This window comes from Micromonospora sp. NPDC048835 (genome assembly GCF_040649995.1).
In the GTDB taxonomy this organism is placed as follows: Bacteria; Actinomycetota; Actinomycetes; order Mycobacteriales; family Micromonosporaceae; genus Micromonospora.
The window spans coordinates 1-5,187 of record NZ_JBEZGM010000047.1 but is presented as its reverse complement, the minus strand read 5'-3'; the positions used below and the strand labels follow the sequence as shown (position 1 = coordinate 5,187).

At 72.9% G+C, this 5,187-nt stretch carries 4 protein-coding genes; 1 reads left to right on the top strand and 3 read right to left on the bottom strand.

The window, feature by feature from the left end:
- Nucleotides 1-80 precede the first annotated feature (80 nt).
- The 3 genes from AB0C15_RS30900 to ssd are packed head-to-tail and all read right to left on the bottom strand — an operon-like array spanning nucleotide 81 to nucleotide 3,684.
- Nucleotides 81-1,400, bottom strand: a complete 1,320-nt coding sequence (locus AB0C15_RS30900) for a hypothetical protein (RefSeq protein WP_357357973.1) — start codon at nucleotides 1,398-1,400, stop codon at nucleotides 81-83.
- Nucleotides 1,373-2,584 (bottom strand): TadA family conjugal transfer-associated ATPase, encoded by a 1,212-nt coding sequence (locus AB0C15_RS30895; protein ID WP_357357971.1) that lies wholly within the window; start codon nucleotides 2,582-2,584, stop codon nucleotides 1,373-1,375. Before AB0C15_RS30895 ends, AB0C15_RS30900 begins: the two co-directional genes overlap by 28 nt.
- Nucleotides 2,581-3,684: a septum site-determining protein Ssd gene (gene ssd, locus AB0C15_RS30890; protein ID WP_357357969.1), complete on the bottom strand. Its 1,104-nt coding sequence runs from the start codon at nucleotides 3,682-3,684 to the stop codon at nucleotides 2,581-2,583. Before ssd ends, AB0C15_RS30895 begins: the two co-directional genes overlap by 4 nt.
- Before the next feature lie 306 nt (nucleotides 3,685-3,990).
- Between ssd and AB0C15_RS30885 the strand changes: the two genes are divergently transcribed.
- On the top strand, nucleotides 3,991-4,764 hold the full coding sequence (locus AB0C15_RS30885; protein WP_357357967.1) for a hypothetical protein: 774 nt from the start codon (nucleotides 3,991-3,993) through the stop codon (nucleotides 4,762-4,764).
- The last annotated feature ends 423 nt before the right edge of the window (nucleotides 4,765-5,187 follow it).

The following is a 5,187-nucleotide window of genomic DNA, read 5'->3' as shown; positions in this document are numbered from 1 at the left end:
GGGCTGGCCTGGTGAGTTGAGCCGGCTTGGTGAGCCGGGCTGGAGCGCCGGGTTGGTCTGCCCGCCGGGTCGCCGGGCGCTCATCCGGGCCGGCCCGGTGTCGCGCCCAGCCGTTCTGCCCAGAGCAGGCCCACGACCTGAAGGGCGACCGCAGCAATCGCGCAGGCACCGCCGACCGTGTGGTGCAGGAGCACCGACATGGGGTCGACGCCGATGCCGTACCCGAGCCCGATCCCGCCGATCGGCAGCGCCGCCAGGAGCCAGGCCGTGGCCCGGGCGCCGGCCGCCTGCGCCGCCGCCGCGGCGAAACCGCGGTCGGTCGCCCGAGCGTCCGCCTCGATCCGCTCGACCAGCTCCGCCAGCGGCGCGCCGGTCCGGTCGGCCAACCGCACCGCCGCCGAGGTCAGCTGACGTAGCCGGTTCGCGCCGTCACCGTCGACGGCCGCGACCTCGATCGCGTGTGGAACGGGCAGGCCCGCGCGCAGGTCGGCCGCGAGGCCACAGAGCTGGTCCAGCCCACGTCGTCGGTCCCGCTCGGCGCTCCGGTTCACCCGCCAACGCAGCACGCCGCGCACGGCAAGCGTGCCGTACCCCGCCATCGCCACCGCAGCCACCGGACCGGCGAGCACGGCACCTACACCGCCGCCGAGCAGACCGACCAGTGGCAGCACCCGGGGCGTCGTCGCCCGCGTGATGCGCACCGCCGGCCGCGGTGCACCCGGGGTTGCGTCGGCCCGGCCGACGCTTGGTTGGTCCGGGTAATCGGCTACCGCCCACCCGTCGGCCACCGCCACACCGGACGCGTCACCCTGACAGTCGGTCGCCAGGTCACCGTGCCCGTCGGCGGCCGCTCGGGCGCGGGTGTCGTTCGCGCCCACACCGCTGGTGCCGCGCATGATGGTGGCCGCCGACGCGGCCGGGTGTCGTTCCGCATCGGGCATGGCGGTGGCCTCCTCCGACTGTGCCGCGCCGGCCGGGCGGCGGGGATCCCGACGCATGGGCGGGCGGGTCGGGCCCTGCGGACGCGTGAAGCCACCCGCCGTACCCGGCCACCTCGGGCTGCGGGTGACATCCCGGCTGGGCCAGCCGAGTGCCGTCCGCCGCCCACTCGAAGCCGCAGTGGCGCCCAGCTCATCCGTGATGCCGGCCGGATGACCCGAAGGCGGGAGAACGCCGGTCTCGTCGACGGGCCCGTTCGGCGTACGACCGAGTTCCCTGATCCACTGCACCAGGGCGTCGTCCGGATCGACCTGGCCGCGCCTCCGCCCCGGTGCCAGCACGCGACGTCGACGGGCCCTGAGGCTCTGCACAGGCCACGCCACCAGGGCAGCGGCGAACAGGAGCAGCGCCGCGACCAGCACCGTCGCGCCGGTCACGCCGGGCCCGCCGATCCGGGCCACGGCTCACTGAGGATGGGCGGCACCGCCACCCCCCGCTCCCGCAGCAGCGCCCCGAGGGCACGGGCGGCAAGCCCGAGCCCGCTGCCGCGCACCCAGGCGGGCACCACTGTCACGAGCCGTTCGGGCCCCTCGGGCAGCAGCAGGCAGACCGACTCCAGGACGCGACCCCGGTCTCCACGGCGTACCTGGAACAACACCTGCAATGCGGCGGCCACCTGGGCATGCAGCGCGGCGCGCGGCAACCCACCCAACATGCCCAGCGCCTCCAACCGGGCCGGCACGTCCGACGGGGTGTTGGCGTGCAGCGTGCCGGCACCCCCGTCGTGGCCGGTGTTGAGCGCGGCAAGCAGATCGACCACCTCACCGCCCCGGCACTCCCCCACCACCAGCCGGTCCGGACGCATCCGCAACGCCTGTCGGACCAGGTCCGCCAGACTGACCACGCCGGTGCCCTCGACATTTGCGGTACGCGCCTGAAGCCCCACCACGTGCGGATGCCCCGGGCGCAGCTCGGCGGCGTCCTCCACCAGCACGATCCGTTCGGTGGCCGGCACCATCCCCAGCAACGTGTTGAGCAGGGTCGTCTTGCCCGAACCGGTGCCCCCGGTCACCAGATACGCCAGTCGGGCCGCCACGACGGCGGCGAGCAGGGGCGCGAGCGGTCGCGGCACCGTCCCCTGACGCACCAACTCGTCGAGGGTGAACGGCCGGTGTCGGAAGGTCCGCAGGGACAGGTAGGGACCTTCGGTCGCCACCGGCGGCAGCACGGCGTGCAGTCGAGTGCCGTCGGGAAGCCGGGCATCCGCGTACGGGGAGCCGTCGTCGAGCCGCCGCCCAGCGCTGGCGATCAACCGCTGCGCCAGCCGGCGGACGTCCTCCACCGAGCCCACCGGCACGGCAACCTGGTGCAGCCCCGATCCACGGTCGACCCAGACCCGCACGCCGTTGACGAGCACGTCGGTGACCTCCGGGTCGGCGAGCAGCGGCGCCAACGGCCCGGCGCCGACGAGGTCGTCACGGACCCGGTCGGCGATCCGCAGCATGGCGGTGTCACCGAGCACCGCGGCGCTGGGCTCGGCCCGTACCGCGGAGACGATCGCCGCGGCGGTGACTGGCGTGGTGGCGGCGGCGATCCGCTGCCGCACGCGGGCGGCGAGCGTGCCGTCCTCGGGCTCGGCGCTCATGCCGCACCCGTAGCCGGCACGCCGGTGAGGTCGGTGACGATCCGTTGGCAGAGCGCGGCCAGTGGGCCCTTGCCCCCGGCGGCCGGCGCTTCGCCGCGTTCCAACCCGCGGCAGAGCCCCGGCTCGGGGCGGAGCGTGCCGGCCAGGGGTAGGCCCAGCGCGCGTGCCACCTCGGTCGCCCGCAATCGCCCCGGGGCGGGCCCACGCACCACCACCGAGAGCGCGGCGCAGTGCGGGGCGGCAGCGGCCACCACCCGGGTCGCCGCCGCGGTGGCACGCAACTCCGCCGGCACGACGACGAACGCCTGGTCGGCGGCTTGCAACGCCACCACGGCCGCGTCGTCCAGCTGTCGGGGCAGGTCGATCACCACGAAGTCCCGCCCACGCCGGGCCGCGTCGACTGTCGCCGCCATCGCCGTGGCCGGCAACGCCAGCATCTCGCCGCGATCCCACGAGAGCACCACGAGATCACCCCGGCTGGGCAGGGCCTGCACCAGCGCTGGGGCGTCCACCCGCCCGTCAGCGCTGGTCAGCGACGGCCAGCGCAGGCCTTCCAACTGCTCCCAGCCCAGCACGAGGTCGAGGCCACCACCGAGCGGGTCGGCGTCGACCAGGAGGGTGCGCAGCCGGGCACGGGCGGCGGTCACCGCGAGACCACCGGCGAGCACGCTCGCACCGGCGCCGCCCCGACCGCCGAGGACCGCGACGACCCGGGCGCCGACCCCGGTCGGATGGTCCGGGTCGTGCTCGGCGAACCGATCCACCAACCACGGCTCGGCGGCCGGCAGTGCGGCGATGTGCTCGGCCCCGATCAGCTCGGCGACCTGCCAGCCGGGGTCGAGCTGACCAGCTCGACCGACCAGCACCAGCCGCGGCCGCTGCGGCAACCGGGCCCGCAGACACGCCTGCGCCTGATCGGCGCCGAGCAGCACCAGCGGTGCGGGAAGCCAACGGGTACGGGCAGCCGCCGGATCGCGGGCAAGCTCGACCTCCGTGCCGCCGACGGCGGCGAGCCGGAGCACATCGTCGAGCAGCTCGTCGTCGCCGGTGACGACCAGCGGGAGCCGGCGGATCGGCGGAACCGTGGTACGGGGTGGCATCGCGGCCTCCAGCGGTCGGGCTCAGGTGTGCCGCCGACCCTGCTCGAAATCCGCCCCACGAGCGGTTCCGATGTCGTCGCCTGTGGACAACATGGCCGCCTGTGGAAAACCCCCACCGAGACAGTTGATCTGCTACGAGTGCGGGCATCGCCGCAGCTACCGCCGCTGCGGCAAACAACATGGCCGCTTCCGAAGGAGCGGCCGCACCGGCTTCGCCCTCACCTATTCGCCCAAACGGCACGGGCAACCGTCAAGGGCGAGGAACCGTATGCTGCCGCTCTGATGGAAGCGGGGGCATCAATGAGTGTGAGTGATCGAATGCGCTGGGGACCGCTCGTCGCGAGCGCGCTGGCACTGGCGGGGCTTGCCGGGTGCATTGAACAACCTGTCCCGCCGGCACCGCCGCCGTCGGTGAGCCCCACCCACTCGGCTCTACCCGACGAGCCGCAGGCTTTGATGGCGACTATCGGCGGGCTGGTGAAGCAGGCTGGAGTCGGCGACGACATTCGGCAGGGCGAGATCGAAATCGGAGAAGCGTGGTACGAACCCTGCGCCCTGCTCATCGCCGATCCGAACCGGGCGAAGGGGGCCGGGCTGCAGCTTGACGCGCTGTGGGCCGCTGGCCTTGAGGTCAACCCCGTGCCGTCCTTCCAGAACATCGAGCCCCCGATGACGCTCTTGGACATCAGGGTGGTCCAGTTGCCCGATGCGTCTGCGGCCGTCTCCGCCGCAACCAAGGCGCGAACTGCACGCTGCCCGAGCGCCGAGTTCCGTCTCAACATCGGCCAAGCGACGGCCCGGTGGAGGTCAGACGCCGTGACCATCGCTTCGACGAGCGCGCGGCTGACCACGGCGACGGTGAAACGAGTGAACCCGGAGATCGACGCAGGGATGGACTATCTGCCCGGCGACGCCCGGCTGGTGTTCGCGCACGGATCACTGCTGATCAGCATCGAAGCGCTCGCGCTCTGGCCTCGCAAGCCGAACTCCGCCTCCGAGATCACCGCCATGGCTCAGGAGAAGGCGACGACGCTGGCAGCGGCGATGGTGAAGGCCCTCCCAAGGTCAAGCGGGAACTGACGCCCCACGTCACGACGAGGCCGTGATGGGGATACGGCGCGTGCACCCCGGCAGGCCCCAGCCCTGACGGCGCAGCGAGTCATGGGCCACGAACGGGCATCCAGGAGGCTCAGCGGGCCGGAGGACGACCTGCGAGCTGCGGTGGCGCGCTCCCACGGAAAGGGACGACCCCCGTCGGGGGGAAAGTGACCTGACGTAGTAGCGAAAATGATCAAGTGCCGTACCGCGTGGTCAGACATACCGGTAGTGCTGTCGAGCATGATCGGGAGTCGCCACGCGGTACGGCGTTCGCTGACGATCTGCTGACTTTCGAATGAAGCGCTGCAGGTGTCAACGCCGGCTGAAAGTTGACCCCTCTGTTCCGGCCGAATTTTGACCCCCTCGCTGTTTGTTGATGTTCAGTCGTTGGTCTTGATGGCTGCG

What these genes read in the sequence shown, in the direction of transcription:
- ssd (WP_357357969.1), bottom strand. Translation starts at nt 3,684, where the DNA reads ATGCCACCCCGTACCACGGTTCCGCCGATCCGCCGGCTCCCGCTGGTC.
- AB0C15_RS30895 (WP_357357971.1), bottom strand. Translation starts at nt 2,584, where the DNA reads ATGAGCGCCGAGCCCGAGGACGGCACGCTCGCCGCCCGCGTGCGGCAG.